At 71.8% G+C, this 26,518-nt stretch carries 20 protein-coding genes and 1 riboswitch; of the genes, 10 read left to right on the plus strand and 10 right to left on the minus strand.

The genetic code is table 11. From position 1 onward, the window contains the following. Window positions 1–102 precede the first annotated feature (102 nt). The 3 genes from ACIBW6_RS16300 to ACIBW6_RS16310 all read left to right on the plus strand — a co-directional run bounded on the left by ACIBW6_RS16300 (window position 103) and on the right by ACIBW6_RS16310 (window position 1,871). A complete protein-coding gene (locus ACIBW6_RS16300; RefSeq protein ID WP_399059973.1) occupies window positions 103–315 on the plus strand; it encodes a DUF5326 family protein in 213 nt (70 codons plus the stop codon). Between the two features lie 210 nt (window positions 316–525). After that, complete coding sequence (locus ACIBW6_RS16305) at window positions 526–1,302, plus strand: IclR family transcriptional regulator (RefSeq protein WP_399059974.1); 777 nt, start codon at window positions 526–528, stop codon at window positions 1,300–1,302. Window positions 1,303–1,403: 101 nt separating this feature from the next. Next, window positions 1,404–1,871, plus strand: coding sequence for an SsgA family sporulation/cell division regulator (locus ACIBW6_RS16310; RefSeq protein WP_399059975.1), 468 nt, complete (start codon window positions 1,404–1,406; stop codon window positions 1,869–1,871). A gap of 72 nt (window positions 1,872–1,943) precedes the next feature. Here the strand turns inward: ACIBW6_RS16310 and ACIBW6_RS16315 are convergent, their stop codons facing one another. Continuing rightward, window positions 1,944–3,317, minus strand: a complete 1,374-nt coding sequence (locus ACIBW6_RS16315) for a YibE/F family protein (protein ID WP_399059976.1) — start codon at window positions 3,315–3,317, stop codon at window positions 1,944–1,946. Between the two features lie 71 nt (window positions 3,318–3,388). Further along, a riboswitch (TPP riboswitch) is annotated at window positions 3,389–3,553 on the plus strand. On the opposite strand from ACIBW6_RS16315, the gene thiC reads away from it, so the two are divergent. Further along, complete coding sequence (gene thiC, locus ACIBW6_RS16320; protein WP_399059977.1) at window positions 3,546–5,324, plus strand: phosphomethylpyrimidine synthase ThiC; 1,779 nt, start codon at window positions 3,546–3,548, stop codon at window positions 5,322–5,324. It overlaps the preceding riboswitch by 8 nt. 74 nt (window positions 5,325–5,398) lie before the next feature. Here thiC and ACIBW6_RS16325 read toward each other — a convergent pair whose 3' ends face one another. From ACIBW6_RS16325 to ACIBW6_RS16335, 3 genes are all read right to left on the minus strand, one after another. Then, window positions 5,399–6,277 (minus strand): hypothetical protein, encoded by an 879-nt coding sequence (locus ACIBW6_RS16325; protein ID WP_399059978.1) that lies wholly within the window; start codon window positions 6,275–6,277, stop codon window positions 5,399–5,401. A 182-nt stretch (window positions 6,278–6,459) separates the two neighbouring features. Then, window positions 6,460–7,527 carry a metallophosphoesterase gene (locus ACIBW6_RS16330; RefSeq protein ID WP_399059979.1) on the minus strand — a complete coding sequence of 356 codons (1,068 nt, stop codon included), beginning with the start codon at window positions 7,525–7,527 and terminating at the stop codon, window positions 6,460–6,462. Window positions 7,528–7,755: 228 nt separating this feature from the next. Further along, a complete protein-coding gene (locus tag ACIBW6_RS16335) occupies window positions 7,756–8,868 on the minus strand; it encodes a LacI family DNA-binding transcriptional regulator (protein WP_399059980.1) in 1,113 nt (370 codons plus the stop codon). A 378-nt stretch (window positions 8,869–9,246) separates the two neighbouring features. Here ACIBW6_RS16335 and hisC point away from each other — a divergent pair, with 378 nt between their 5' ends. The 6 genes from hisC (at window position 9,247) to ACIBW6_RS16365 (ending at window position 19,745) form a co-directional block, all read left to right on the plus strand. Continuing rightward, window positions 9,247–10,326 carry a histidinol-phosphate transaminase gene (gene hisC, locus ACIBW6_RS16340; RefSeq protein ID WP_399059981.1) on the plus strand — a complete coding sequence of 360 codons (1,080 nt, stop codon included), beginning with the start codon at window positions 9,247–9,249 and terminating at the stop codon, window positions 10,324–10,326. 273 nt (window positions 10,327–10,599) lie between these two features. Beyond that, a complete protein-coding gene (locus ACIBW6_RS16345; RefSeq protein ID WP_399059982.1) occupies window positions 10,600–12,111 on the plus strand; it encodes a cytochrome ubiquinol oxidase subunit I in 1,512 nt (503 codons plus the stop codon). Between the two features lie 20 nt (window positions 12,112–12,131). Continuing rightward, the gene (gene cydB / locus ACIBW6_RS16350; protein WP_399059983.1) at window positions 12,132–13,136 is read left to right on the plus strand and encodes a cytochrome d ubiquinol oxidase subunit II; all 1,005 of its coding nucleotides are present in this window, start codon (window positions 12,132–12,134) and stop codon (window positions 13,134–13,136) included. 113 nt (window positions 13,137–13,249) lie between these two features. After that, window positions 13,250–16,756, plus strand: a complete 3,507-nt coding sequence (cydD, locus tag ACIBW6_RS16355; RefSeq protein WP_399059984.1) for a thiol reductant ABC exporter subunit CydD — start codon at window positions 13,250–13,252, stop codon at window positions 16,754–16,756. A gap of 66 nt (window positions 16,757–16,822) precedes the next feature. Beyond that, window positions 16,823–18,559: a GAF domain-containing sensor histidine kinase gene (locus tag ACIBW6_RS16360; RefSeq protein ID WP_399059985.1), complete on the plus strand. Its 1,737-nt coding sequence runs from the start codon at window positions 16,823–16,825 to the stop codon at window positions 18,557–18,559. A gap of 130 nt (window positions 18,560–18,689) precedes the next feature. Next, entirely contained in the window at window positions 18,690–19,745 is a 1,056-nt protein-coding gene (locus ACIBW6_RS16365; protein ID WP_399059986.1) for a M23 family metallopeptidase, read from the plus strand. Between the two features lie 132 nt (window positions 19,746–19,877). Here the strand turns inward: ACIBW6_RS16365 and ACIBW6_RS16370 are convergent, their stop codons facing one another. The 6 genes from ACIBW6_RS16370 to ACIBW6_RS16395 form a co-directional block, all read right to left on the minus strand. Next, window positions 19,878–20,774, minus strand: coding sequence for an HAD-IIB family hydrolase (locus ACIBW6_RS16370; protein WP_399059987.1), 897 nt, complete (start codon window positions 20,772–20,774; stop codon window positions 19,878–19,880). 88 nt (window positions 20,775–20,862) lie between these two features. Beyond that, window positions 20,863–21,804, minus strand: coding sequence for an LLM class flavin-dependent oxidoreductase (locus ACIBW6_RS16375; protein ID WP_399059988.1), 942 nt, complete (start codon window positions 21,802–21,804; stop codon window positions 20,863–20,865). 99 nt (window positions 21,805–21,903) lie between these two features. Beyond that, the gene (locus ACIBW6_RS16380; protein ID WP_399059989.1) at window positions 21,904–22,446 is read right to left on the minus strand and encodes an RNA 2'-phosphotransferase; all 543 of its coding nucleotides are present in this window, start codon (window positions 22,444–22,446) and stop codon (window positions 21,904–21,906) included. Between the two features lie 145 nt (window positions 22,447–22,591). Then, the gene (locus tag ACIBW6_RS16385; RefSeq protein WP_399059990.1) at window positions 22,592–23,527 is read right to left on the minus strand and encodes a MerR family transcriptional regulator; all 936 of its coding nucleotides are present in this window, start codon (window positions 23,525–23,527) and stop codon (window positions 22,592–22,594) included. Window positions 23,528–23,782: 255 nt separating this feature from the next. Next, complete coding sequence (locus ACIBW6_RS16390; RefSeq protein ID WP_399060036.1) at window positions 23,783–25,552, minus strand: SDR family oxidoreductase; 1,770 nt, start codon at window positions 25,550–25,552, stop codon at window positions 23,783–23,785. A gap of 11 nt (window positions 25,553–25,563) precedes the next feature. After that, window positions 25,564–26,406, minus strand: coding sequence for a M24 family metallopeptidase (locus ACIBW6_RS16395; protein WP_399059991.1), 843 nt, complete (start codon window positions 26,404–26,406; stop codon window positions 25,564–25,566). Window positions 26,407–26,518: the final 112 nt, after the last annotated feature.

Consider the following 26,518-nt stretch of genomic DNA (forward strand, 5'->3'; position numbering starts at 1 on the left):
CAAGGGATCGCGACGCCCCGCACGGCCTCCCGGCATGTCAGCATCGAGTGCAGGACGTCAGAAGAGTCCCGGTGCGGGGCTCACAGCGAAGGAGCGAGGGCAGTGCGAGAGATATTCGCGGGCATGCCGTGGTGGGTGAAGTGGGTCGCGGTGCCGGTCATCGCCCTGGTCGTGTTCGGCGGGCTGATCGCCAGCGTCGTCGGCTTCGTGATCGGTCTGCTCTTCAAGGTGCTGGTGTTCGCCGCCCTCGTGGGCGGTCTCATCTACGTCGTGCGGAGGTTCATGGCGGGGTCGTCCTCGCGCAGCGACTGGTGAGCGGCGGCGCGGGCACGGGAGCGGACGTGCGCGGCGCGGACACGGGGGCGGACCCGGATGGTTGTGCGATGCGACCGTTCGCACGACCGGGGGAAGTTTCCGTTCGAGGCCCGCGCCAAGCGGTGGCCAAGGGTTAAAGTCCGGTTTCCGACGGCTCCACCCCCGTGGGCCCGGGGGTACGCGGGGGCCCCACCGCAGCGGGAGTGCACCTTGGCCACGGCTGATCCCCCACCTGCCGCCCCGCAGACGCTCATCGGCTCCGTCCAGCGGGCCCTGCGCCTGTTGGAGGCGGTCGCCGCGCACGGAGAAGGCGCTCCCGCCAAGCAACTGGCCCGGGAGGCCGGGGTGGCCCTCCCGACGGCGTACCACCTGCTGCGCACGCTCGCCCACGAGGGATACCTCCGCAAGGAGCGGGGCGTCTTCGTGTTCGGTGACGCGGCCGAGCGGCTGAGCAGCAGCGGAGCGCGGCAGAGCCGGCGCACCATGATCACCGACGCGCTGCGGCACTGGCGGGACGTCCTCGGCGTCCCGGTCTACTTCGCGATCTACCGGGACGGCGAGATCGAGATCATCGCCGTCGCCGACTCCCCGGCCGCCCCGGCCGTCGCGGAGTGGGCCGACTTCCGCGAGACGGGCCACGCCCACGCGATCGGCCAGTGCCTGCTCTCCCAACTCGACGAGCAGGCCCGCCGCGATCACCTCGACCGCTACCCGGCCCGGTCCCTCACCCCGTACTCGGTGCGTGACGACCGGGCTCTGCTGCGCAGGCTGCGCACCGTGGGGCGGATGGAACCCGTCGTCGAGCGGCAGGAGTACGCGCTCGGCACGGCCTGCGCCGCGTTCCCGGTCACCATCGGGGCGACCGCAGCCGCTTTGGCCATTTCTCTCCCTATCCATCAAGCCGAGAAACTGCTACCTGCTGCCCGTCAGTTGCAGGAGGAGCTCGGCAAGCTCGTAGGGACACTCTCCTTCTCTATCAGCATCTGAAAACTCACTCCTTGTGATCCCTCGTGTACGTTGAGCAAGATGCGGAGCAATGTCAGGAAGGTCATTCCTGGCCAATCGACGGCAAGTTGACGGGGTAGGCGATGCGCGAGTCGGTCCAAGCAGTCCAGGCAGAGGTCATGATGAGCTTCCTCGTCTCCGAGGAACTCTCGTTCCGCATCCCGGTCGAGCTTCGCTACGAGCCCGGGGATCCCTACGCGGTGCGCCTCACCTTCCATCTCCCCGGAGACGCGCCCGTGACCTGGGCGTTCGGCCGGGAGCTCCTCGTCGACGGGGTCAACGGCGCGACCGGTGACGGCGATGTCCGGATCTCTCCCGTCGCCTGCGCGAGCGGCGGCGCCACCGACGAGCTGCCGGGCGAGGTGCACATCCGGCTCCAGGTGGGCGGCGATCACGCGCTGTTCCGGGCGGGCGTCGCGCCCCTCATCGCGTTCCTCGACCGCACCGACAAGCTGGTCCCGCTCGGTCAGGAGCAGGCCCTCAGCGACTACGAGGCCGAACTCGACGAGGCACTCGACCGGATCCTCGCCGAGGAGCAGAACGCCGGCTGATCACCCACCGTCACCAGGGGCCGTTGGCGTAACGCTTCAGCAGCGCGGTGCACCCGAGCCGCTCCGCGCCGCTCAGCGTTTACGCCGCCGTCCCCGGCCGCCGCGAGCTGAAGCCGGGGGCGCGAGCTTCCGGGACTCCGGCCGGTCGGCGCTGACCACCAGGGCGGCCAGCGCGGTGGTCACCGGCACCGCGGCCACCAGGCCGATCGAGCCGACCAGCGTCCGCACGATCTCCTCGGCCACCAGCTCACTGTTGGCCACGTCGACCACACTGCTCTGCGCGATCGAGAAGAGCAGCAACAGGGGCAGCGCCGCACCCGCGTAGGCGAGGACCAGCGTGTTGACGACGGACGCGATGTGGTCGCGGCCGATCCGGATCCCCGCCCGGTACAGTCCGCGCCAGCCCATCGTGGGGTCGGCCTCGTGCAGCTCCCACACCGCGGACGTCTGGGTCACCGTCACGTCGTCCAGGACGCCGAGCGAGCCGATGATGACGCCGGCGAGCAGCAGACCGCTCATGTCGATGTGCGGATACAGGCCGTGGATCAGGCCGGTGTTGTCGTCCGTGTTGCCGGTCAGCGCCGCCCAGCCGATGAACAGCGAGCCCAACAGGCCGATGAGCAGCAGCGATACGAGGGTACCGAGGACCGCGACCGAGGTCCGGGCCGTCAGGCCGTGGCACATGTAGAGCGCGATCAGCATGATCGCGCTCGCCCCGACGACCGCCACCACCAGCGGGTTCGAGCCCTGGAGGATCGCCGGGAGGATGAAGAGCGTCAGGACCAGGAAGCTCACCGCCAGCGCGACCAACGCCATGATTCCGCGCAGGCGGCCCACGACCACCACGACGACGGCGAAGATCCCGGCCAGCAGCGCCATCGGGAACTTGCGGTTCACATCGGTGACCGAGTACTGGAGGTTCTCCGGCGCGTCCGGTGCGTAGGCCACGATCACCTGCTGGCCGCCGTGCAGTTGGCGCGGCGAGTCCGGCTGGACGACCTCCGTGAACGTGCGGCCCGTGTCCTTGCCGGTGTCGATCCGGATCGACGCCTTGCCGCAGGTACCGGTGGCCTGTTGCTGGGCGGACGAGCCCTCGGCCGTGGAGGTGTCACCGGTGGGCGTCTCCCCCGAGGCGTTCACCGACGCGCACGCGACCTTGTCGACCTTGGTGACCGTGGCCTGCTGCGTCTGCCGGTCGAAGCCGACACCCGTGCGCTCGTGCGCCGGGGCGCCCCCGGGCCACAGGACGGCGAGGCCGACGACGACCGCGACGGAGAACGGCACGAGGATGGCCGCGATGACCTTGCGCAGGTGCCGGGAGACGGGCGCGGCAGGGCCGTGGCTGTGGGAATGACCGTGCCCGTGACCGCCGTTGCCGTGGCCCGACGGGCCCGGTCCGTGCGGCGGTCGGGGCGGCGGAGGCGGGGGCTGCTGGGTGGTGGTCACCGCCCGATCATCGCAAGAACGGCAGGGGCCCTCTGTTCAACGCGTCCGAAGGGGCGCTAGCGTGGAGCCACCTTTGCACACGCGGGAGCTCGGAGCACCGGGCTGAGAGGGCGCTGACCTTCGTCCCAGCGCGTTTCACGTGAAACAGCGTGGAGCGCCGCCGACGAACATCGCTGCGTCGACCGCCGAACCTGTTACCGGGTAATGCCGGCGTAGGGAGTAGGTCTCATGACCACAACGGACGCACGCACGCCTGCCTCCAACGGCTCGGAGCCGGAGGCCGGACAGTCCATCGGCTGGCACAAGGGGTACATCCGGGGCTCGCGCCCCGACCTCAACGTGCCGGTCCGCCAGGTGCACCTCACCAACGGCCAGGCCGTCACGCTGTACGACACCTCCGGCCCGTACACCGATCCGACCGTCGACACCGACGTCCGCCGGGGGCTCGCCCCCCTCCGGGAGAACTGGATCATCGCCCGGGGCGACACCGAGGAGTACGCGGGGCGCCCCGCCCGCCCCGAGGACGACGGCATCAAGCACACCTCGCCGCGCGGCGGGCTGCGCAACCTCGACGCGGTCTTCCCCGGTCGCCCGCGCCAGCCGCGCCGCGGCCGGACCGGCGAACCCGTGACTCAACTCGCCTACGCGCGGCGGGGCGAGATCACCCCGGAGATGGAGTACGTGGCCATCCGGGAGAGCGTCGAGCCGGAGGTCGTGCGGGAGGAGATCGCGGCGGGCCGCGCCGTCCTGCCCGCCAATGTGAACCACCCGGAGATCGAGCCGATGATCATCGGCAAGCGGTTCCTGGTGAAGGTCAACGCCAACATCGGCAACTCCGCGGTCACCTCGTCCATCGAGGAGGAGGTGGAGAAGATGACCTGGGCGACCCGCTGGGGCGCCGACACCGTCATGGACCTCTCCACCGGCCGCAACATCCACACCACCCGCGAATGGGTGCTGCGCAACTCCCCCGTCCCCATCGGCACCGTGCCGCTCTACCAGGCACTGGAGAAGGTCGACGGCAAGGCCGAGGAGCTGACCTGGGAGATCTACAAGGACACGGTCATCGAACAGGCCGAGCAGGGGGTGGACTACATGACGGTCCACGCCGGCGTCCGGCTGCCGTACGTCCCGCTGACCGCCGACCGCAAGACCGGCATCGTCTCGCGCGGCGGGTCGATCATGGCCGCCTGGTGTCTCGCCCACCACAAGGAGAGCTTCCTCTACGAGCACTTCGAGGAGCTCTGCGACATCCTCGCCGCGTACGACGTCACGTACTCCCTGGGGGACGGGCTGCGTCCGGGCTCCATCGCGGACGCCAACGACGCGGCGCAGTTCGCCGAGCTCAGGACGCTCGGTGAGCTGAACGGCATCGCCAAGCGGCACGGCGTCCAGACCATGATCGAGGGCCCGGGCCACGTCCCGATGCACAAGATCAAGGAGAACATCGACCTCCAGCAGGAGATCTGCGAGGAGGCCCCGTTCTACACGCTGGGCCCGCTGACCACGGACGTCGCTCCCGCGTACGACCACATCACCTCCGGGATCGGCGCCGCGATGATCGCCTGGTGGGGCACGGCCATGCTCTGCTACGTCACGCCCAAGGAGCACCTGGGGCTGCCCAACCGCGACGACGTGAAGACCGGCGTCATCACGTACAAGATCGCGGCCCACGCGGCGGACCTCGCCAAGGGGCACCCGGGCGCGCAGGACTGGGACGACGCGCTCTCCGACGCCCGCTTCGAATTCCGCTGGGAGGACCAGTTCAACCTGGCCCTCGATCCGGACACGGCCCGGGAGTTCCACGACGAGACGCTGCCCGCCGAACCGGCGAAGACCGCGCACTTCTGCTCGATGTGCGGTCCGAAGTTCTGCTCGATGAAGATCTCGCAGGACATCCGCCGCGAACACGGCACCACGAAGGCGGAGGTCGAGGCGGGCATGGAACAGAAGTCGAAGGAGTTCGCGGAGGCGGGCAACCGCGTCTATCTGCCCCTCGCCAACTGACCTGCCCGGAGCCCTGACCACGGGCTCGGTGCTGCTGCCCCGAGCCCGGTCACGGCCCCTGCCCCGGCCCGACCTCAGTCGGGCCGGTGTTCCGGGCCGCCGTAGTCCGGGCTGGTGAAGTCCGGACTGGAGAAGCCCGCGCGCTGGCCCGTGGCGGTGCCGCCCCCGTCGGGGCTGCTGAATCCCGGCCGGTTGTAGCCGAGCTGCGGCATCCGGGACGCGCTGCCGCCGCCCCGGCCGCCGAGCGCCCCACCGGGTGCCGGGCCCGCCTGGGCGTCCCGCAGAAACGGCAGGATGCCGCGTTCGAGCAGGGCGGTCCCCCAGGCTTCTCTGGCGCGCTCCACCTCTTCGTCGGCCTCGCTGTGGGCATGGGCCGGCAGCGAGGTCGATCCGTTGCGCAGGGCCGTCAGGAGCAGGCAGACCGCGGCGACGAGGATCCCCGCGGCCGTGAGCGCGCCGAAGACCCAGCCGGCCGACAGCAGCGCGTCGGCGAAGTCCGGCGGCGGGCTGAGCATCTTCAGGATGTAGCCGACCAGCAGGAAGATCGCGGCCGCGGTCCCGGCGAGGACCGGGGCCAGCACGACGGCGACCGCGGCGACCCCGGGGCCCGTGGTCTCCGCGACCTCGCCCACCGTGGCGGCGAACCCCAGAGGGTTGCCGCCGCCTGATTCGGCCGTGCCGGAGGTGCCTCCTTCGCTCGGCGGACGGGCCCGGCCCGACGAGGCGCGCAGCTCGTCGCGGACCGTGGTGTAGTGCTCGTACTCGGCGGCGGCCGCCGTGCTGATGACCGCGGCCGCGCTCAGTGCCATGGTGCGCAGTTGTTCGGGGTTGAGCCGCTGGCCGACGGCGGCGAGATCAGGCCGGTTCGGTGCGGTACGCAGCGCCTCATCGAGGATCCGCTCGAACTCGGGGCGGTCCTCGTTCAGCAAATGCGGAGCGCTGTTCATGTGCATCCCCCGATGCTCCGTAGGGCTTGGTGGCCCGCATGGTTACGAGCCGTCGGGCAGAAACGGAGGGGAGCCTGCTACGGATAGGCCGATGGTAGAGCGGTCACGGCGCGCGGTGACAGGGGGTTTCCGAAAATTGCCCCCCGGCCCGCCGGACCCTTTGTCCTTCGCGCCTGCCCGCCGAACTGTCAGATATCCATGGGGAGTTGCTGGACCAGCAGCTTTCCGGCCATGGTCACGCCGCCGTCCATGGCGATGGCCAGACCGCCCGCGTACACATGCGGCCCCTCGACGGCGGGCCTGCTGTCCTCGCCGTCGGCGTCCTCGGTGCCGACCTCGCCGAGGAGGTAGGGGATCGGGCTGTGGCCGTGCACGACGCGCGAGCCGCCGAAGGCGCCCAGCAGCTCGCGTACGGCGCCCGGGCCCGACTCCCCGTCCCGGAACGCGAAGCGCTTGGTGAACTTGCGGAACAGGTCCCAGCACTCGTCCGCGTCGTTGCGCGTGAGCGTCTCGCGGACCGTGTCGTTGACCGCCTCGATCGAGTCGCCGTAGTCGAGGTAGGCGGTGGTGTCCGAGTGCATGAGCAGGTGGTCGTCCTCGATCTCGATCGCGTCGAGCCGGGACATCCACTGCAGGTGCACGTCCTGGAGGCGGTCCATGTCCGCTTTCTGGCCGCCGTTGAGCAACCAGGCCGCCTGGAAGGTGGCGGTACCCGCGCCGGAGTTGACGGGGGTGTCGCCGAACCGCTTCGCGCCGAGCAGCAGCAGCTCGTGGTTGCCCATGAGTGCCTTGCAGTAGCCGCCGGCCGCGGCCGCCTCGGCGCTCAGCCGCATCACCAGGTCGATGACGCCGATCCCGTCGGGGCCGCGGTCGGTGAAGTCGCCGAGGAACCACAGGCGCGCGTTGCCCGCCGCCCAGGTGCCCTCCGCGTCGACCAGCCCCTTGGCGTGCAGCGCGGCGAGCAGCTCGTCCAGGTAGCCGTGCACGTCGCCGACGACGAAGAGCGGGCCCATCCCCTCGTCCGGGCGCGGCCCCGGCTGGACGGTCTCGACCGGCACGGTGTCCCCCCGGCTGATGACCGGCAGATCGCGCTCGGTCGGCGTGTATCCGTCGGGGAACGGCGCCGGCTCGGGGGAGTCGGGGCCCGGCTCGGTCGCCATCACGTTCGCCGGTACGTCATGGACGTACGCGGGAACGCGGAAGTCGCGCAGCGTCTCCGTGCGCGCTGCGGGTCCCTGACCGGCCCCCTGAGTCATCGACCCCTCCACCATTGCGCCGCCTGTGCACCGGATCGGACTGCCTGGTCGCAGCGGCCCGCGGTGTCGTCCGCCCATCATAGGAATGCGGCTCGCGCTGTGTGATGCACCAGGGGTGGTGAATCGGTGACGGGTGGCTGTTCACCACGCTTTTCTCCCGAATTGGTGTGGACTTTTCCTCTCGTCCGCGCGGGCGGCGGCAGGGCGGCGGGCGGTGGGCAGGGGCGGTCAGCCCTGCCGCGGGGAGCGGGGAGGGCTGACCGTGGTGCGCTGCGGGCGGCGCTGCGAGGAGGTACGGACGATCAGTTCGGTCGGTATCACCTGCTCGACCGGCTGGTCCGGGTCGACCCCCTCGATGGCGTCGATGAGCAGGTGGACGACGGCCGTGCCGATCCGCCGCGGTTTGAGCGAGAGGGTCGTGATCGGCGGTTCCGTGGTGGCGTACACCGTCGACTCGCTGCAGCACACCAGCAGCAGGTCCTCCGGCACGCGCAGTCCGTAGCGGCGGGCGGCGGCGAGCAGGTCGGTGCCGTTCGGGTCGAACAGGCCGTAGACCGCGTCGGGGCGGTCGGGGCGGGCGAGCAGCCGGTCGGCGGCGACGGCGCCCGCGCACGGGTCGTGCGCCGGATAGGACTCGTAGACCGGCTCCTGCCCGATCCGCTCGCACCAGTGCAGGTAGGCGGAGGTGGACAGGTGGGTGTAGGTGTCCGTGGTGGTGCCGGTGAGCAGGCCGATGCGGCGGGCGCCGGCCTCGGCGAGGTGGTCGAGGATGCCGAGGACGGCGGCCTCGTGGTCGTTGTCGACCCAGGCGGTCACGGGCAGCGTGCCCCCGGGGCGTCCGTCGGAGACGACGGGCAGGCCCTGGCGGACCAGCTCGCTGACGACGGGGTCGTGGTCGGAGGGGTCGATGACGACGGTGCCGTCGAGCGCGACGTTCGACCACACGTCGTGGCGTGAGGTGGCGGGCAGGATGACGAGCGCGTAGCCGCGGGCCAGCGCGGCGGAGGTGGCGGCTCTCGCCATCTCCGCGAAGTACGCGAATTCGGTGAAGGTGAAAGGTTCATCCCCGTAGGTCGTCACGGTCAGGCCGATCAGGCCCGACTTGCCGGTACGGAGGGTGCGGGCGGCCGCGGAGGGGCGATAGCCCAACCGGTCGGCGACCTCGCGGACATGGCGTCGGGTGGCGTCCGGGAGCCTGCCCTTGCCGTTGAGCGCATCGGAGACAGTCGTGATCGAGACCCCGGCGGCGGCGGCAACGTCTCTGATGCCTGCCCGGCCCGGCCGGGTGCCCCTGCGGGTCGTCTCCGCCCGGCTCACCTGGTGCTTCCCTGCTGCTGTCATGGCGAGCCGATAGTAGGGCTCATGCGGCTGCATGGCGGGGGCGCATATGCACGCGTTGACAGGCACGTTTCTGCAAGGCGTTTCCCCCTCAACACCCTGTGAATGCAAGGGAGTTAGTGGTTTTCATCGGCTTACGTCATGCATCGGTACGGACGGGCCTGCCACGTCGGCGAGGTTGCGGATAGGTCTCAACTCACCTTCACGGGTGATGCGCGCCACGGCGCGAGCCACCGGCGCGCGCCAGGGTCGCGAGCGCTCCCCCCGTTCCGGTACGCCGTCGGCGGCCGCTCGCGCGCGGGGAGGACCGACCCATTGGGACGGCGGCTCAATCCTCTTAAGGTGAGCAGTATTGGAACGGTGGCCACAAGGAGGACTGCGGTGAGCGAGACCAACCCCAAGCTGCGTGCGGAGCTGGCGGGGATCCCCACCTACAAGCCGGGCAAGCCCGCGGCTGCCGGGGGCCCTGCGGCGTACAAGCTCTCCTCCAACGAGAACCCCTATCCCCCGCTGCCAGGGGTCATGGAGCAGGCGATCGCCGCGGCCGGCACGTTCAACCGCTACCCGGACATGGCCTGCACCGGGCTGATGGCCGAGCTGGCCGACCGCTTCGGTGTGCCGGTCACGCACCTGGCCACCGGCACGGGGTCGGTCGGCGTCGCCCAGCAGCTGCTCCAGGCGACCAGCGGGCCGGGCGACGAGGTCATCTACGCGTGGCGGTCCTTCGAGGCGTACCCGATCATCACGCAGATCAGCGGCGCGACCTCGGTGAAGGTGCCGCTGACGCCGGACGAGGACCACGACCTCGACGCAATGGCCGACGCGATCACCGACCGGACGCGGCTGATCTTCGTGTGCAACCCCAACAACCCCACGGGCAACGCCATCCGCCGGCCCGAGCTGGAACGGTTCCTCGACCGGGTGCCGTCCGACGTACTGGTGGTGCTCGACGAGGCGTACCGGGAGTTCATCCGCGACCCCGAGGTGCCGGACGGCGTGGAGATCTACCGGGACCGGCCGAACGTGGCGGTGCTGCGGACCTTCTCCAAGGCCTACGGGCTCGCGGGGCTGCGGGTCGGGTTCGCCATCGCGCACGAGCCGGTGGCGGCGGCCCTGCGCAAGACGGCGGTCCCCTTCGGCGTCAGCCAGCTCGCGCAGGACGCGGCAGTGGCCTCGCTGCGGGCGGAGGACGAGCTGCTGGGCCGCGTCGGCTGCCTGGTGAACGAGCGGGACCGGGTCCTGGCGGCCCTGCGCGCCCAGGGCTGGACCGTGCCGGAGACGCAGGCCAACTTCGTGTGGCTGCGGCTCGGCGAGCGGACGACGGACTTCGCGGCCGCCTGCGAGCGGGCCGGGGTCGTCGTGCGCCCGTTCGCCGGCGAGGGGATGCGGGCGACGATCGGGGAGACCGAGGCCAACGACGTCTTCCTGCAGACGGCGGAGGCGTTCCGCAAGGAGCTGTGAACCGCGCCCACAGGCGGCGCGTGCGGGAAAAGGGACGCGAGGCGGCAGTGGCCGCCTTGCGTCCCTTCTGTCTTCGCGCACGCGGCTCGCAGGCGGCTCACTGTGGCGTTGCTCGCAGTAAGGGGGCCCCGCTTCGGTTTCCGACAGCCGGTACGACATAATGCTTGTGAATGTGAACGCGTTCACAAGCGCATCCCGGTTCCTCCGGATATGAGAGGGATTCACGGGACAAATCGCTGGCGTGTGGCCGCGGTGATGTAAGGAGATGACGCAGTGGACCTGGCTCTGGCGCCGGAGACCCTGGCGCGATGGCAGTTCGGCATCACCACCGTCTACCACTTCCTCTTCGTGCCCCTGACGATCTCCCTGGCGGCACTGACCGCCGGGCTGCAGACCGCCTGGGTGCGGACCGAGAAGGAGAAGTACCTCAGGGCCACCAAGTTCTGGGGGAAGCTCTTCCTGATCAACATCGCGATGGGCGTCGTGACGGGGATCGTGCAGGAGTTCCAGTTCGGCATGAACTGGTCCGACTACTCGCGCTTCGTCGGCGACATCTTCGGAGCGCCGCTGGCCTTCGAGGCGCTGATCGCGTTCTTCTTCGAGTCCACCTTCATCGGTCTGTGGATCTTCGGCTGGGACAAGCTGCCGAAGAAGATCCACCTGGCCTGCATCTGGATGGTGTCCATCGGCACGATCCTGTCCGCGTACTTCATCCTGGCGGCCAACTCCTGGATGCAGCACCCGGTCGGCTACCGGTACGACAAGGCGTCCGGGCGGGCCGAGCTGACCGACTTCTGGCAGGTGCTGACGCAGAACACGGCGCTCACCCAGGCGTTCCACACGCTGTCCGCCTCGTTCCTGACCGGTGGCGCGTTCATGGTCGGCATCGCCGCCTTCCACCTGGCGCGCAAGAAGCCGAAGAACGTCGCGACCATGCGGACCTCGCTCCGGCTCGGTCTGGTCACCCTCGTCATCGGCGGCATGCTCACCGCGATCAGCGGCGACCAGCTCGGCAAGGTGATGTTCAAGCAGCAGCCGATGAAGATGGCGGCGGCCGAGGCGCTGTGGGACGGCCAGGACGCGGCACCGTTCTCGATCTTCGCCTACGGAGACGTGAGCAAGGGCCACAACAGCGTCGAGTTCTCCGTCCCCGGCGTGCTGTCCTTCCTCGCCGACGACAACTTCACCTCGCACATCCCCGGCATCAACGACACCAACAAGGCCGAGCAGGAGAAGTACGGGCCCGGCGACTACCGGCCGATCATCCCCGTCACCTTCTGGGCCTTCCGCTGGATGATCGGCTTCGGGATGGCGTCGTTCGGCCTCGGACTCCTCGGTCTGTGGCTCACCCGCAAGAAGTTCATGCTGCCGCAGGCCATGCGGACCGGTGAGGACGAGGTGCCGAACCTGGTGCTCTTCAAGAACAAGGCGCTGAGCCCGAAGTTCACCAAGCTCTACTGGATCGCCGCCCTGTGGACCATCGGCTTCCCGCTGATCGCCAACTCCTGGGGCTGGATCTTCACCGAGATGGGCCGGCAGCCGTGGGTCGTCTACGGCGTCCTGCAGACCCGCGACGCGGTCTCCCCCAGCGTCTCGCAGGGCGAGGTCATCACTTCGATGACCGTCTTCACCCTGCTGTACGCGGTGCTCGCCGTCATCGAGGTCAAGCTGCTGGTCAAGTACATCAAGGCCGGACCGCCCGATCTCACCGACGAGGACCTCAACCCGCCCACCAGGATCGGCGGCGACCGTGACGCCGACAAGCCGATGGCCTTCTCCTACTAGGCCGAGGGAGCGCACAAGTCATGGAACTCCACGATGTCTGGTTCGTCCTCATCGCGGTCCTCTGGATCGGCTACTTCTTCCTGGAGGGCTTCGACTTCGGGATCGGCGTCCTCACCAAGCTGCTGGCGCGCGACCGCACCGAGCGACGCGTCCTGATCAACACGATCGGCCCCGTCTGGGACGGCAACGAGGTGTGGCTGCTCACGGCCGGCGGCGCGACCTTCGCCGCCTTCCCCGAGTGGTACGCGACGATGTTCTCCGGCTTCTACCTGCCGCTGCTGGTCATCCTGGTCTGCCTGATCGTGCGCGGGGTCGCCTTCGAGTACCGCGCCAAGCGCCCCGAGGAGCGGTGGCAGACCAACTGGGAGCACGCGATCTTCTGGACCTCGCTCGTCCCGGCCGTGCTCTGGGGCGTGGCCTTCGGCAACATCGTGCGCGGGGTGAAGATCGACAAGGACTTCGAGTACGTCGGCAGCCTCGGGGACCTGCTCAACCCCTACGCGCTCCTGGGCGGCCTGGTCACCCTGACGCTGTTCACCTTCCACGGCGCGGTGTTCGCCTCGCTCAAGACGCTCGGTGACATCCGGGCGCGGGCACGGAAGCTGGCCCTGACGCTCGGCCTGGTGACCGCGGCCCTGGCGCTCGTCTTCCTGCTCTGGACCCAGGCGGGCAAGGGGGACGGCACGTCGCTCATCGCGCTGATCGTTGCGGTGGTCGCGCTGTTCGGCGCGGTCGGGGCCATCAAGGCGGGACGGGAGGGCTGGTCCTTCGCGCTCTCCGGCATCACCATCGCCGCCGTCTTCGCGATGCTCTTCCTGACGATGTTCCCGAACGTCATGCCGTCCTCGCTCGACCCGGCCTGGAGCCTGACGGTCACCAACGCCTCGTCGAGCCCCTACACGCTGAAGATCATGACGTGGCTGGCGGCGATCGCGACCCCGCTCGTGCTGCTCTACCAGTCGTGGACCTACTGGGTGTTCCGCAAGCGGATCGGCACCAAGCACATCGCCGACGCCGCGCACTGAACCCTGCCCCGTCCTCGGACCTTCGTGCCTACGTGAGGGCCTGTCCCCGGACCTTCGTGCCTACGTGAGGGCCTGTCCCCGGACCTTCGTGCCTACGTGAGGGTGTGTTTCACGTGAAACCGATCGACCAGCGCCTGCTCCGGTACGCCCGGGCCACCCGCCTCTTCCTGCTGGCCGTGGTCGTCCTCGGCGCCGCCGGGGCCGGGCTGGTCATCGCGCAGGCGATGCTCATCGCCGAAGTGGTGGTGGGAGCATTCCAGCACGGCTTCGACGCGGCCCAGCTGCGCACGCCTCTGCTGCTCCTGGTGGTCGTCGCGGCCGGGCGGGGTCTCGTCTCCTGGCTGACCGAACTGGCGGCGCACCGGGCCGGCGCGGCGGTCAAGTCGGAGCTGCGCAGGCGGCTGCTGGGGCGGGCCGTCCGGCTCGGCCCGGAGTGGCTGAGCGGCCGGCGGACCGGGTCGCTGGTGACGCTCGCCACGCGCGGCGTGGACGTGCTCGACGACTACTTCTCGCGCTATCTGCCGCAGTTGGGGCTCGCCGTGGTGGTCCCGGTGGCCGTGCTCGCCCGCGTCGTCACCGAGGACTGGGTGTCGGCGGCGATCATCGTCGGCACCCTGCCGCTCATCCCGATCTTCATGATCCTCATCGGCTGGGCCACGCAGTCCCGGATGGACCGCCAGTGGCGGCTGCTGTCCCGGCTGTCGGGCCACTTCCTCGACGTGGTCGCCGGGCTGCCCACGCTGAAGGTGTTCGGCCGCGCCAAGGCGCAGGCCGAATCCATCCGCACGATCACCGGGCAGTACCGCACGGCGACGATGCGGACCCTGCGCGTCGCCTTCCTGTCGTCCTTCGCCCTGGAACTGCTCGCGACGCTGTCGGTCGCCCTCGTCGCCGTCACGGTCGGCATGCGGCTCGTGCACGGTTCCATGGACCTCTACGTGGGACTGGTCATCCTGGTCCTCGCGCCCGAGGCGTATCTGCCGCTGCGCCAGGTCGGGACGCAGTTCCACGCGGCGGCCGAGGGGCTCGCCGCGGCCGAGGAGATCTTCGCCGTCCTGGAGACGCCCCTGCCGCCGGCCGGCACGCGGCCGGTCCCCGCCACCACGAGCGTGGTCTTCGACGACGTGTCCGTCCGCTACGAGGGGCGCACCGACGACGCCGTCTCCCACGCCTCCTTCAGCGTCGCGCCCGGCGAGACCGTGGCCCTGGTCGGGCCCAGCGGCGCGGGCAAGTCGACGCTGCTGAACGCCCTGCTCGGGTTCGCCCGCCCCCGCGACGGGCGCATCCTCGTCGGGGGCGTCGACCTCGCCACCGTGGAGCGGGAGCAGTGGCACGCGCGCGTGGCGTGGGTTCCGCAGCGCCCGCAGCTGTACGCCGGGACCATCGCGGACAACGTACGGCTCGCCCGGCCCGACGCCGACGACGCCGCGGTCCTGGCCGCGCTGCGCGAGGCCGGGGCGCTGGAGTTCGTCGCGGCGCTGCCCGACGGTGTCCGCACCGAGTTGGGCGACGACGGCGCGGGCCTGTCGGCCGGGCAGCGGCAGCGCCTCGCGCTGGCCCGCGCGTTCCTCGCGGACCGGCCCGTGGTGCTTCTCGACGAGCCGACGGCCGCGCTGGACGGCGCGACCGAGGCGGGCGTCGTGGAGGCGGTCCGCAGGCTGGCCGTGGGCCGCACCGTGCTGCTGGTCGTGCACCGCCCGGCCCTGCTGGCCCTCGCGGACCGGGTGGTCCGGCTCCGGACACCGGACACCGGCCGACAGCCGAGCCCGCACCTCACCGCCGCGCCGGGCAGCCCCGCGCAGGCCGAGAGCGACCTCGTGCCCGCCGAGCGGCCGAGCCGGCCCGAGCGGTCCGCCGACCGGCGCCACGTCCTCACCCGGCTGCGCGCCGCGGCCCGCCCCCGCCGGTCGCGGCTGGCGCTCGCGTTGCTCCTCGGCGCCCTCGCCCTCGGCAGCTCGGTGGGCCTGATGGGGACCAGCGGCTGGCTGATCTCCCGGGCCTCGCAGCAGCCGCCGGTGCTGTACCTGATGGTCGCGGTGACGGCCACGCGCGCGTTCGGCCTCGGCCGGGCCTGCTTCCGGTACGCGGAGCGGCTCGTGTCGCACGACGCCGTGCTGCGGATGCTGGCCGACACCCGGGTCGCCGTCTACCGGCGCCTGGAGCGCCTCGCGCCCGCCGGGCTGCGCACGACGCGCCGCGGCGACCTGCTCTCCCGGCTCGTCGCCGACGTGGACGCGCTCCAGGACTACTGGCTGCGCTGGCTGCTGCCCGCGTCGGTCGCGGCGCTCGTGGGCGCCGCCTCCGTGGCCTTCACCGCCTGGCTGCTGCCCGCGGCCGGCGCCGCCCTCGCCGTGGGCCTGCTGCTCGCCGGGGTCGGCGTGCCGCTGCTGTCCGGGGCCGTGGCCCGCCGCGCGGAGCGGCGGCTGGCGCCCGCGCGCGGACTGCTCGCGGTCCGGGCGGCCGAACTGCTCACCGGCACGGCCGAACTGACCGTCTCCGGCGCACTCGTGCGACGGACCGGGGAGGCGCGCGCCGCGGACTCGGTCCTCACCCGGATCGCCTCGCGCGCGGCCACCGCGACCGCGCTCGGCAACGGCCTCACCGCCCTGATCACCGGCCTGACCGTGGCCGCGGCCGCCCTCGCCGGCGTGCAGGGCGTCCGCGCGGGCCAGCTGGACGGCGTGACGATGGCGGTGGTCGTCCTGACCCCGCTGGCCGCCTTCGAGGCGGTGCTCGGGCTGCCGCTCGCCGTCCAGTACCGCCAGCGCGTCCACAAGAGCGCCGAGCGCGTCTACGAGGTCCTGGACGCCCCCGAACCCGTACGGGAGCCCGAGCGGCCCGCCCCGGCGCCGCAGGACCCCTTCCCGCTCGTCGTACGGGACCTCACCGCCCGGTACCCAGGGCAGCCGCGGCCCGCGCTCGACGGGGCCGCGCTCACCCTGGAGCGGGGCCGCAGGATCGCCGTCGTGGGCCCCTCCGGGTCGGGCAAGACGACGCTGGCCCAGGTGCTGCTGCGCTTCCTCGACGCGGAGGCCGGCACGTACACGCTCGGCGGCGTCGACGTGGACGCTTTGGAGAGCGACGCCGTGCGCGAGCTCGTCGGACTCTGCGCGCAGGACGCCCACCTCTTCGACAGCAGCGTCCGCGAGAACCTGCTGCTCGCCAAGAAGGACGCCACCGGGGACGAACTGCGGGCGGCGCTGGCCCGCGTACATCTCCTGGAGTGGGCGAACGCGCTGCCCGACGGGCTCGACACCCTGGTGGGCGAGCACGCCGCGCGGCTCTCCGGCGGGCAGCGGCAGCGGCTCGCGCTGGCCCGGGCGCTGCTGGCCGACTTCCCGGTGCTGGTCCTGGACGAGCCCGCCGAGCACCTCGACCTGGAGACGGCGGACGCGCTCACCGCGGACCTGCTGGACGCGACGCGCGGACGGACGACCCTGCTGATCACCCACCGGCTCGCCGGTCTGGACGCCGTCGACGAGGTGATCGTGCTCGACCAGGGGCGGGTCGTCCAGCGCGGCTCCTATGCCGAGCTGACCGCCGTCGACGGGCCGCTGCGGGAGCTGCGGGACCGGGAGAGCGCGGCGGAGCTGCTGGTCGGCGCGGGGGCGGGCCGGTGACCACGGCGCGCCCCCGCCGCAAGCACCGACTTTCGTCCGTAAATGGGACTAACTAGGCTCAAAGGCATGGCCACACCCAGGGGACCCGCCGCTTCGCAGCCCACCGAGCCCACCGCGGACCCCGCTCCGACCTCGGGCGAGGCCGCCCGCAGCCTGCACGGGCTCTCCACCGAGCTGACCGCGCGGGTCCCCCAGCTCCTGGACGCGATGCGGTCCGTGGGGACGGGCCTGGAACTGCACACCACACTGGACCGGATCTGCGAGACCGCCGCCGAACTGGCGGGCGCCGCGTACGCGGCGATCGGCGTCGTGGCCGAGGACGGCGCCGGGCTCGCGGACTTCGTCTGGCACGGCATGGACGAGGAGACCGCCCTGCGCATCGGGCGGCTGCCCGACGGGCACCGGGGGCTGCTCGGCGCGCTCATCCACGACCCCGTACCGCTGCGCCTGGCGAACCTCGCGGACGACCCGCGCGCGTGCGGCTTCCCCGCGCACCATCCGCCGATGCGCACCTTCCTCGGCGTCCCCATCCGCGTCCAGGGCGAGATCTTCGGCAACCTCTACCTGACGGAGAAGCACGGCGGCGGCGAGTTCAACGACTACGACCTGAACATGGTCCGGGTCCTGGCCACGGAGGCGGGCATCGCGATCGGCAACGCGCGCCTGTACGAGGCCGCCCGGCAGCGCGAGCGCTGGATCGACGGGTCCGTGGCCGTGACCACCGCGCTGCTCTCGGGCGGCGACGCCGACGACGCGCTGCAGGTCGTCGCAGAACAGGCCCGCAAGCTCTCGGAGTCGGCCGCCGGCATCGTGCTGCTGCCCGCCGAGGAGGGCGGCCTGGAGATCGTCGCCGTCGCCGCGGACCAGCCCTCGGGGGCGCTCGGCCTGATCGTCCCGCCGGAGAGCGCGATCGTCGCCGAACTGCTCGCCGGTGACGTCGTCTTCATGGAGGACACGGCCAGTGACCCGCGCGTGATGACCGGTCTCGCGCGGGACTACGGTCCGGCCATGCTGCTCCCCCTCCAGAGCGACGGGCGCGTGCTGGGGACGCTGGTGATGACCCGCGCGCGTGGGCAGCGTCCGTTCACGGAAGCGGAGCGCACGCTCGCCACGCAGTTCGCCTCGCAGGCCGCGCTCGCGCTGATGATGGCCGAGGCGCAGCGCGACCGGGAGCGGCTCGCCGTCTTCGAGGACCGCGACCGGATCGCCCGCGACCTGCACGACCTGGTGATCCAGCGCCTGTTCGCCACCGGAATGATGCTGGAGACGGCGCAGCGCCGCTCCGAGGTCCCCGAGGTGCAGCACGGTGTCGGCAAGGCCGTCGACGAGTTGGACGTCACCATCCAGGAGATCCGCACGGCCATCTTCGCCCTGCAACAAGGGCCCGCGGAGGCGCTGTCGGGCCTGCGCACGCGCGTGCTGCGGGAGATCAACACGGCGGCCGTGGCGCTCGGCTTCAAGCCCGCGCACCGCTTCGTCGGCGCCGTCGACGCGACCGTCGGCGAACTCACCGGCAAGAACCTCATCGCGGCCCTGCGGGAAGCCCTGTCGAACGCGTTCCGGCACGCGGGCGCCTCGCGCATCGACGTCGTCGTGGACGCCTCCGTCACTCTGCCGGACGGCCGGCGGGGCGTCCGGCTGACGGTCGCGGACGACGGGGTCGGCATCCCCGACGGCGGACGGCGCAGCGGCCTGCGCAACCTCAAGCGGCGCGCGGAGTCGCTCGGCGGCGACAGCTGGTACGGGCCCGGCCTCGGGGACGACGGGGGCGGCACGACGGTGGTCTGGCAGGCGCCCTACTAGGTGAGCGAGCGCCGGGGAGCCGGGTGGTAGCTGACTCGGCGGTACGTTCCTGCGCCGTACGGGGCACGCGTTCCCCCGGCCGCACGAGTCCCCTGGGAGGGCGGCCGCGCCGCGGGCAACCATCCGGGACATGCGCCCACGACCTCGCCGCCTCCTTGTCGTCCTGGCGCTGCTGTGCGCTCTCGCGGCACTGTGCGGCCCGCCCACGCTCTCCCAGGGCGCGGAGGGACCTCGCACCAGTGAGGACGTGGCCCGCCTCTTCGAGGAGGCGTCCGTGGCGACGCAGCGCTACGAAGAGGGGCGCCGGGCCGCCCGGACGCAGCGGGCCGCGGCGCGCAGGACCGAGCGGTTGCTCGTGCGGGAGCGGCGCGAGATCGCCGTGCTCCACGACGACCTCGGCCGCATCGCGCGTGCCCAGTACCGCAACGGCGGGGACCTCCCCCTGACCGCGCAGATGCTGCTCGCGGACGAGCCCGCGGACCTGCTGCACGGGCAGCACGCCGTGTGGCAGGCCGACCTGGCGCTCAACAACGCCGTCGGCAAGAGCCGCCGCGCCGAGCGGAGGCTCGCCGACGGTCAGCGCAGGGCGACGGCGCAATGGCACGCCCTGGAGGCGCGCAACAAGCGGCTCGCCCGGCTGAAGAGGAACATCGCGAGCAAGCTCGTACAGGCGCAGTGGAAGTTGCAGGGCGACGCCGACCGCTCGGTGGCGGCGGGGAAGTGCCGCGGTGCCGTCCGCCTCGCCCAGCCACGAACGCGCACCACGCGCGCGTGGGTGGCCCCGGTGCAGACCTACACGCTCTCCGCGGGCTTCGACAGCAAGGGCGAACGGTGGGCGCACCGGCACACCGGGCAGGACTTCGCCGTCGGCATCGGCACGCCCGTGCGGGCCGCGGGCGCCGGACGCGTGGTGCACGTCTCCTGCGGCGGCGCCTTCGGCATCGAGGTCGTCGTGCGCCACCGGAGCGGCTACTACACGCAGTACGCCCATCTCGCGGCCGTCACCGTCGACCAGGGCGAGAAGGTGCGGACGGGGCAGTGGGTCGGGCAGTCCGGCACCACCGGCAACTCGACGGGGCCGCACCTCCACTTCGAGGTGCGGCTCACGCCGTATCTGGGCTCGGGGGTGGATCCGGTGCCGTGGCTGGCGGAGCGGGGCGTCCGGGTGGGGCGGGCCGCGCACTAGGCGCGGGCGGCCGGAAGGTGTTGCGCTGAGGCACGGCGCGCGGCCGGGAGGTGCCGCGCTGCGGCGCGGCTCGGCCGGGTGAGAGCCGCACCGGGCGCGGGGTGGCCGGGCGGGCGCCGGGCGCGGTTGCGGTCAGCGGGCCGCCAGGATCGACTCGATGACGCGGGCCACCCCGTCCTCGTTGTTGCTGGCCGTGACGCCGGTCGCCGCCGCCAGCACGTCGGGGTGCGCGTTGCCCATCGCGTAGGAAGCGCCCGCCCAGGTCAGCATCTCCATGTCGTTGGGCATGTCCCCGAAGGCGACGACCTCAGCGGGGGAGATGCCGCGCTCGGCGCAGCACAGGGCGAGGGTGCTCGCCTTGGAGACGGCCCGGCCGCTGATCTCCAGGAGGGCGCTCGGACTGGAGCGCGTGATGGAGGCCAGGTCGCCGGCGGCGGTGCGGGCCAGCGCCAGGAAAGCGTCAGGGCCGAGCTCCGGGTGGTAGGCGAGGAGCTTGAGGACGGGCTGCTCCGCGACGGCGCCGCCCTCGAAGTCCGCGCTCAGCAGCTTCTCGGCGGGGGCGACGCATTCGCCCTGGTCGAGGTGGAGGGGCGGGTACGTCGGCTCGTGGTGCAGGCCGCCGGTCCGCTCGACCGCGAACGACGTGCCGGGGGCCGCGGCGCGCAGCACCTGGACGACGTCGAGCGCGTCCGGGACGGCCAGCTCCCGGATGGTGACGAAGCGGTGGTTGCCCGGGCCGCCGTGCAGGTCCACGACGGCGGCGCCGTTGCCGCAGATGGCCAGGCCGTGGCCGTGCAGGTGATCGCTGACGACGTCCATCCAGCGGGCCGGGCGGCCGGTCACGAAGAAGACCTCGATGCCGGCCTCCTCGGCGGCGGCCAGCGCGGCGACCGTGCGCGGGGAAACGGTTTTGTCGTCGTGCAGCAGCGTGCCGTCGAGATCCGTGGCGATCAGCCGGGGCGCGGGGGCGGTGGGAGCCGGGGGCCGGGGCCCAGAAGTCGATGAGGTCACCGGGCCATGGTCGCGCATATGCGCGCACGGGCGTGCGGCGGGGCGCGCAGATGAGTAGGTACCGGTCCGCGCGTCCCGCCCGGCCCGCCCTGTCGCAACCCGCCGATCAGCCGAGCTGCGCGAGGGCCTGCGTCGCGATGGCCTCGAAGACCTTCTGGTCGGCAGCGAAGGCGGTGTCGGGGATCGGCCAGTGCACGACGAGCTCGGTGAAGCCCAGCTCACGGTGGGTGCCCGCGAAATCCACGAAGGCGTCGACGGACTCCAGCGGCCCGCCGCGGTCCGGGGTGAACCCGGTGAGCAGGATCTTGTCGAGTTCGGACACGTCACGGCCGATGGCGTCGCACGCGTCGGCCAGCTTCCGCACCTGACCGCGAATGGCTTGAACCGACTCCTCGGGGGTGCCGTTTTCGTACAGTTTCGGGTCGCCCGTGGTCACCCAGGCCTGCCCGTGGCGGGCGGCGAGCTTGAGGCCCCGGGGCCCGGTTGCGGCCACCGCGAAGGGCAGCCGGGGGCGCTGCACGCAGCCGGGAACGTTCTGCGCGCCGCCCGCCGAGTAGAAGGTGCCGTCGTACGAGACCGTGTCCTCGGTGAGCAGCCGGTCCAACAGGGGCACGAACTCGCCGAACCGGTCGGCCCGCTCGCGCGGCGTCCATGCCTCCTGGTCGCTCCGGGCCAGGGCGCTCGCGTCGAAACCGGTGCCGCCCGCGCCGATGCCGAGCGTGATCCGGCCGTCCGAGAGGTCGTCGAGCGTGATCAGCTCCTTGGCGAGGGTGACCGGGTGCCGGAAGTTCGGGGACGTGACGAGGGTGCCCAGGCGCATCCGCTCGGTGACACCGGCCGCGGCGGTCAGGGTCGGGAGCGCGCCGAACCACGGGCCGTCGCGGAACGGTACGCGCCAGGACAGGTGGTCGTACGTGTACGCGGTGTGGAAGCCCAGCTCCTCGGCGCGCAGCCAGGTCTCCCGTGCGCCCTCGCGCCAGCGGCGGTGGGGCAGGATCACGGTGCTCAGGCGGAACGGGGACTGGGGGGTGCGGGCCGTGTCGTTCATGCCAGTGAGCGTATGCGGAGGGCTCCGCCGGGGGTGGGGTGGCGTGGGGACGAGGCCGGGGCCGGGGCCGGGGCTGGGCGCCAGGGGCGCGGGCTCGTCTCAGCCCGGGAAGCGCAGGTAGCGCGCGGGGACGGCGGCGGTGAGCCAGACTCCGTTGGCGCTGACGCGAAACGTGTGGCCGTCGCGGTGCATCGTCCCCGCGTCGACGGACAGCAGGACGGGCCGGCCGCGCCGGGCGCCGACCCGGGTCGCGGTCTCCCGGTCCGCGGAGAGGTGCACGTCGTGCCGGTCCATGGGCCGCAGGCCCTCGGCGCGGATCGCGTCGAGGAAGCGGCCCACGGTCCCGTGGTACAGGTACGCGGGCGGCTGCTCCGCCGCAAGACCCAGGTCGACCTGGACCGTGTGGCCCTGGTTGGCGCGGATGCGGGAGCCGTCGACGGCGAAGCGCCGCTTGTCGTTCTCCGCGACCGCGCGGTCCAGCTCGGCCCGGCTGACCGGGAACCCGTGCGCGGCGGCCGCGGCCAGCAGTTCGTCGATCTCCACCCAGCCGGCCTCGTCGAGCGACAGCCCGATGCGCTCCGGTTGATGGCGCAGATGCTTCGAAAGGTACTTCGACACCTTGACGGTGCGCTGCTCGCTCATGGCGCCAGGGTGCCCGGCGGGCCGCCTCACGTGCACGCAGATTTCATCCGTGAGAACAAGCTCCCAGGTTTGATCCACAGCCAACTGTGGTTATCCACAGGCAACTTGACGATTCTGTGGACAACTGGCGCCTGGTAAGGCCCTGTTATTCAACTATGGCAGTGTTTGCACCTTTTGACACCAATGCGTCCAAAGTCCGTGCCTGCACTTCCCGTTCGGCAGCCGCCGCGACGAACTCCGCAGCGCCTTCCGAGCCGACCAGGGCCTGGACAGCCCGCATTGTCCGTGCCGGCAGGGCGACCAGATGGTGTTCGTCGGCGGGTCGTACCGCCGGTCCCTCCGCCAGGTGTCGATGCAGGTGCTGAGTCGCGAACAACCGCATGGCACGCGCCAGTTCCGCGTCGACCGACTGCTGGGCGAGCGGACGCAGCCGACGGACGAGCGACGCGGCCTCGACCGCTTCCGTGTCGGTGGGCGGATGCGGTCCCAAGTAGCGCGCGAACACATGCTCGGTCGTGAACTCCAGGAATCGGGCGGCAATATGCTCCACCTGCCCCCTCAACTCCCGCAGATGGCCCGAAATCGCGGTGAGCGGCACACCGGCAGCATGCAACTCCACTGCTACGGACAGCTCTTGCGGGCTCGGGACCAGGAACTCGTCGTCCTTCCCGGGCACCTGCTCCAGTACGCCGAGGTCGAGCGCGTCCCGCACCGCGGCGTCGTCGGGCCGGCCGCCGAACCGCTCGTCGAGCTCCGCCCGCGTGATGCGTCCCGCCCGCTCGTCCGTCCACGGCCCGTCCACCTCGGCGACCAGGCCGAGGACGCCGCCCAGGCCCCGGCCCGCGTCCCAGGCCTCCAAAAGCTCCTTGATGGAGGCCAGGGTGTACCCGCGGTCGAGCAGATCGGCGATCCGGCGCAGCCGGGACAGGTGCGCGGCCGTGTACACATTGGCCCGGCCGCGGCGCTCGGGCCGCGGCAACAGCCCGCGGTCCTGGTAGGCACGGATCGTGCGGACCGTGGCGCCGCTGTGGTGGGCCAGGTCCTCGATCCGGTACTCGACGACCGACTGCTGCTCCGTCACACCTCACGCCCCTCGGCCGTACGTGGTCCTCCACGCGAACCGCCCGGTCCGCACGCTCTTTGGCCCCGCTGCCGACCGCACCGAGCCCGGGCCGGGTCACCAGGTACCCGCCGGCCCGGTGGAGCGAACCCTCCTGCGAGGGATGGTACGGCCGCTGCCGGCGCCCGGCCCCGCCTGTGGCCCCGCTCCCCCCGGGACCCACCCCGCGGCGGCGGCGCTCCGTACTGCCCGACCTCACCTCGGCTGCTCCCTCCGCTACAGCGGCGGCTCCACCCGTGCGACCGCCCGCAGGACTCTGGGAGCGAAACGGGAGAGGAGGCGTGCCCCGCGGGCCTCCGGCGTCACCGGAACGACCGCCTTGTCGTGCGCGACGGCGTCCAGGATCGCCGTGGCGACCTTCTCCGGCGGGTAGTTGCGCAGACCGTAGAGGCGGGCGGACTTCTTCTGGCGGCGCTTCTCCTCGTCGGCGTCCACCCCGGCGAACCGGGCCGTCGCGGTGATGTTCGTGTTGACCAGGCCGGGACAGATCGCGGAGACCCCGATGCCCTGTCCGGCCAGCTCGGCGCGGAGGCACTCGCTGAGCATGAGCACGGCGGCCTTGGAGGTGGAGTAGGCCGGCAGGACCTTCGACGGCTGGTACGCGGCGGCGGAGGCCGTGTTGACGATGTGGCCGCCCTGCCCGCGCTCGGCCATCTGCCTGCCGAACAGGCGGCAGCCATGGATGACCCCCCACAGGTTGACGTCGAGGACCTTTCTCCAGTCCTCCGGCGTCGTGTCGAGGAACGAGCCGGACAGGCCTACTCCCGCGTTGTTCACGAGCACGTCGACCACGCCGTACTCCGAGGCGACCTTCGCCGCGAGCTTCTCCATGGCCTGTTCGTCCGCGACGTCCACGGTCTCGGCCCAGGCCTCGGGCGCCCCGATGAGCCGGGCCATCTCGGCGGTGCGGGCCGCGCTCTCGGCGTCCCGGTCCACGGCGACCACGCGCGCCCCCGCCTCGGCGAAGGCGAACGCGGTGGCCCGCCCGATGCCGCTGCCCGCGCCCGTGACCAGGACGAGCTGTCCGCCGAACCGGTCCGCGTGCGGGCCGTCGGCCGCCTTGCGCGGAGCCGGAACCCCGGCCTCCTGCTCCTCGTGGGCCGTGACGAACTCACCGATCCAGGCGGTGAGCTGGTCGGGCCGGGTGCGCGGGACCCAGTGCTTGGCCGGCAGCGTCCGGCGGGTGAGCTGCGGCGCCCACTGTTCGAGCCGGTCGTACAGGCGCGGGGAGAGGAAGGCGTCTCCCAGCGGCGTGATGAGCTGCACGGGCGCGTGCGCGTACGCGTCCTCGCGCGGCCGGCGCAACCTCGCCCGCACGTTGTCCCGGTACAGCCAGGCACCGTGCGCGGCGTCCGAGGGCAGCGACGCGGTGGGGTAGTCGCCGGCCGGGACCTTCTCCGTGCGCTCCAGGATCGCAGGCCAGCGCTTGCCGAGCGGTCCGCGCCAGGCCAGCTCGGGCAGGACCGGGGTGTGCAGCATGTACACATACCAGGACTTGGCGCCCTGCCCGATCAGCTGGCCCACCTTGCGGGGCGTGGGCCGCTTCACGCGCTGCTTGATCCAGTGCCCGAAGTGGTCGAGCGAGGGCCCCGACATCGAGGTGAAGGAGGCGATGCGGCCCTCGGTGCGGCTGACCGTGACGAACTCCCAGGACTGCACCGACCCCCAGTCGTGGCCCACCAGATGGACGGGCCGGTCCGGGCTCACGGCGTCGACGACGGCCATGAAGTCGTCGGTCAGCTTCTCCAGGGTGAAGCCGCCGCGCAGCGGGGTCGGCGCCGTGGAGCGGCCGTGCCCGCGCACGTCGTACAGCACGACATGGAAGCGGTCCGCGAGGCGCGTGGCCACCTCGGACCAGACCTCCTTGGAGTCCGGGTAGCCGTGGACGAGGACGACGGTCGGCCGCGCCGCGTCACCCGCCTCGACGACGCACAGCTCGATCCCGCCGGTGCGTACCCAGCGCTCGCGCGCGCCGTGGATGCCCATCAGGTCCGTCATCAGATGCCCTCCGCCCAGCGCCGCACGTGCGGCAGATCGTCGTCCAGCCAAAAAGCGTGCTCCTCGGGGTCCTTGGAGTCCGTCACCACGAGGATCTCCTCGAACTTGGCGCCCGTGCCGCGGAATCCGAGATGCGGCTCGACCGCCCACAGACCGGGCTGCGGGGGATGGTCGGAGAACCGGTACGGCGACCACAGCGGCGACCAGCCGTCCCGGTGCCCGCGCAGCGCGTCGCTCGCGAGGCCCCTGAGCGACTGGGTGCCGAAGCCGAAGAGGGTCGGATTGATCCGCCGCTGCCGGACGCGGTCGACCTTGTGAGCGATCACGCCGAAGGGGTACGCGCGGTGCCGGTTCGCATAGCCCTGCCGGACCATCAACCGGTCGACGTCCTCATAGATCTCGCGCAGCGGGCGGCGCTCGCGCACCTCGCGCAGGAGCAGCGCGCGATGTGCCTCCAGATCGGCGAGCAGCTTGTCGTGCACCGGGTTGAGGCCGAGGCAGCCGGAGTACCCGATGTCCGCCGTGCAGCCGTCCAGGACCGGGGCCATGTCGAGGATGAACGGCATCCCAGGCTCCAGCGCGCGGTTCGTGGGGAAGAACTGCAACGGTATCCGGAAGCCCGTGAACGCCGTGCGGTCCCCGAACCAGGCGAAGGGCAGGTGGAACCAGTCCCGCACGCCGCGCTCGCGCAGCCACTGCCGCTGCATCCGCGCCGCTTCCCGCTCGGTGACACCGGGCTTCAGCTGCGCGGCCACCGCCTCCGCGCACTCGTACGCGAGGCGCTGGACCGCTCTGAACCCCCGCAGCTCCGCGGAGAGTTCCCGAACCACTGCTGGGGACATGCCACCGTCCGTCCGTGCCAGGGCCGTCCGTGACCGGACCGTCGCCGTACGCGCTCGTAACTTGACACTGATGAATGTGACAATGGCTGGCGGCGGCGTCAAGGGGTCCGCG

This window comes from Streptomyces sp. NPDC049813 (genome assembly GCF_044465085.1).
GTDB lineage: Bacteria > Actinomycetota > Actinomycetes > Streptomycetales > Streptomycetaceae > Streptomyces.

What these genes read in the sequence shown, in the direction of transcription:
- ACIBW6_RS16370 (WP_399059987.1), bottom strand. Translation starts at nt 20,774, where the DNA reads ATGCGCGACCATGGCCCGGTGACCTCATCGACTTCTGGGCCCCGGCCC.
- ACIBW6_RS16335 (WP_399059980.1), bottom strand. Translation starts at nt 8,868, where the DNA reads ATGACAGCAGCAGGGAAGCACCAGGTGAGCCGGGCGGAGACGACCCGC.
- ACIBW6_RS16360 (WP_399059985.1), top strand. Translation starts at nt 16,823, where the DNA reads ATGGCCACACCCAGGGGACCCGCCGCTTCGCAGCCCACCGAGCCCACC.
- ACIBW6_RS16380 (WP_399059989.1), bottom strand. Translation starts at nt 22,446, where the DNA reads ATGAGCGAGCAGCGCACCGTCAAGGTGTCGAAGTACCTTTCGAAGCAT.
- ACIBW6_RS16375 (WP_399059988.1), bottom strand. Translation starts at nt 21,804, where the DNA reads ATGAACGACACGGCCCGCACCCCCCAGTCCCCGTTCCGCCTGAGCACC.
- ACIBW6_RS16390 (WP_399060036.1), bottom strand. Translation starts at nt 25,552, where the DNA reads ATGGGCATCCACGGCGCGCGCGAGCGCTGGGTACGCACCGGCGGGATC.
- ACIBW6_RS16330 (WP_399059979.1), bottom strand. Translation starts at nt 7,527, where the DNA reads ATGACTCAGGGGGCCGGTCAGGGACCCGCAGCGCGCACGGAGACGCTG.
- ACIBW6_RS16395 (WP_399059991.1), bottom strand. Translation starts at nt 26,406, where the DNA reads ATGTCCCCAGCAGTGGTTCGGGAACTCTCCGCGGAGCTGCGGGGGTTC.
- ACIBW6_RS16310 (WP_399059975.1), top strand. Translation starts at nt 1,404, where the DNA reads ATGCGCGAGTCGGTCCAAGCAGTCCAGGCAGAGGTCATGATGAGCTTC.
- cydB (WP_399059983.1), top strand. Translation starts at nt 12,132, where the DNA reads ATGGAACTCCACGATGTCTGGTTCGTCCTCATCGCGGTCCTCTGGATC.
- ACIBW6_RS16365 (WP_399059986.1), top strand. Translation starts at nt 18,690, where the DNA reads ATGCGCCCACGACCTCGCCGCCTCCTTGTCGTCCTGGCGCTGCTGTGC.
- ACIBW6_RS16325 (WP_399059978.1), bottom strand. Translation starts at nt 6,277, where the DNA reads ATGCACATGAACAGCGCTCCGCATTTGCTGAACGAGGACCGCCCCGAG.
- thiC (WP_399059977.1), top strand. Translation starts at nt 3,546, where the DNA reads ATGACCACAACGGACGCACGCACGCCTGCCTCCAACGGCTCGGAGCCG.